Annotated in this window: 2 protein-coding genes and 1 pseudogene; all 3 read right to left on the bottom strand. The window is 50.2% G+C overall.

The window, feature by feature from the left end:
- The coding region (locus ABD76_RS30250; protein WP_338125165.1) for a helix-turn-helix domain-containing protein at positions 1–173 on the bottom strand (173 nt) is incomplete at its 3' end.
- Positions 174–195: 22 nt separating this feature from the next.
- A complete protein-coding gene (istB, locus tag ABD76_RS21370) occupies positions 196–951 on the bottom strand; it encodes an IS21-like element helper ATPase IstB (RefSeq protein WP_197259122.1) in 756 nt (251 codons plus the stop codon).
- Positions 952–953: 2 nt separating this feature from the next.
- Positions 954–1,430: pseudogene (locus ABD76_RS21365) on the bottom strand (IS21 family transposase); the annotation flags it as partial.

Here is a 1,430-nt window from a genome sequence, read left to right as displayed (position 1 = left end):
TCCACGTAATAGTGAAAGATCCGCCACATGCGGGTATCATGTTCACGCAGCTCGCGGGCAGCCGCATTAACCGGCATTTCTGACATCTGACGCATCGCCCAGGCTTCGAACATTAACGTAAAATGCGAAAGAGGCCTGGCCCATTTGTAACCGTCAAGTACTTTTGAGCAGATTCCGCTAAATAATTTTCAACACCTAGACATTTCCAAATATGGTTTCTCGATGCTTGAGGCGAAAGCTGTCTCCACTCATCTTTATGACCTCACTCTTATGCAAGATCCGATCGAGAATGGCTGTCGTGATGGCCGGATCTCCAAGCAGCTCACCCCAATCTTCTGGTCCCTTGTTTGAGGTCAAGATAATCGAGGCTTGACCATAGAGCTTATTCACAAACTGAAAGAATAGATTCGATTCGCTTTTCTCCATGGCCATGAACATCAGATCGTCGATGATCACCAGATCAGATCCCAAAATACGCTTCATTCGAGTCTGTGATGTCCGTGCAATCTCTTGTGTCTTCAGCAGATGGATCAGGTTGTCCATGGCGACAAAGCTAACCCGGTGACCTCGTTCCAACGCCTCCATCCCCAACCCCACTGAGAGATGGGTTTTTCCTACCCCAGGCGGGCCCAAGAGTATTAAATTGTAGGTGTGCTCCAGCCAGAGCAGTTCCCGCAGCTGTTCCATGTGCCGTTTGCTGAGGGATTGCTGTTCTTCCAATCGAAAGTCGTCTAGCGATTTGATGAATGGGAACGAAGCCCATTTCATCCGTTTGGCTCGCTGTTTTTCCTCCCGCCTCCGCAGCTCATGCCCCAGGAGATGGTGCAAGAATTGCCCACAGCTCCAGTCCTTGGACTCAGCGTCCAACAGACTCTCTTCCAAGATGTGTGCCGCCTCGGTCATATTCAGCGTGCCCATCCATTGTTTCAACTCACCCGTGGTTGTTGCCACCCTTATCCACCTCCTAAGATGCGTTCGTAAGTCTTGAACTCCCGTATTTGGGGTTTGGCTTTCAGTTTAGCCGCATCCACTTGAACGAGCAGCTTTATGTCGCTCTGAGTCGGCTTCTCGACCGATTGCCGTTGCGCTTGTTCTGTGAAATGGCTTGCGGCATCCGCAAAGTCTGCAGCACAATACAAGCTGTGCTTTAAGCAGTAAGCCAGCGCCTGGTCAACCGTCTTAGCATTAGCCTTCGATATGCTCTTCTCGATCGCCTGCAATTGATCCCGGATATATCGCGGCTTGAGCTTCCGAATTTCCTCAAGGTAACGTCGGGCTTTGCCTGTATCCGTAAATTGTTCTGCCACATGATCGACATAAGCCTGAACGCCCTTTGACCGATCCCGACCGTGATTATTGTTACGAATGAGTTCACCTTTGCTGTGAAGACACAGCTGATGATCTGCCAGGATTTGTCCGGAGTCTTCCTC

Source organism: Paenibacillus dendritiformis (assembly GCF_015845845.1).
Taxonomy (GTDB): Bacteria; Bacillota; Bacilli; order Paenibacillales; family Paenibacillaceae; genus Paenibacillus_B; species Paenibacillus_B dendritiformis_C.
The sequence above is the reverse complement of the archived record's forward strand: the minus strand, read 5'-3'. Positions and strand labels throughout refer to the sequence as shown.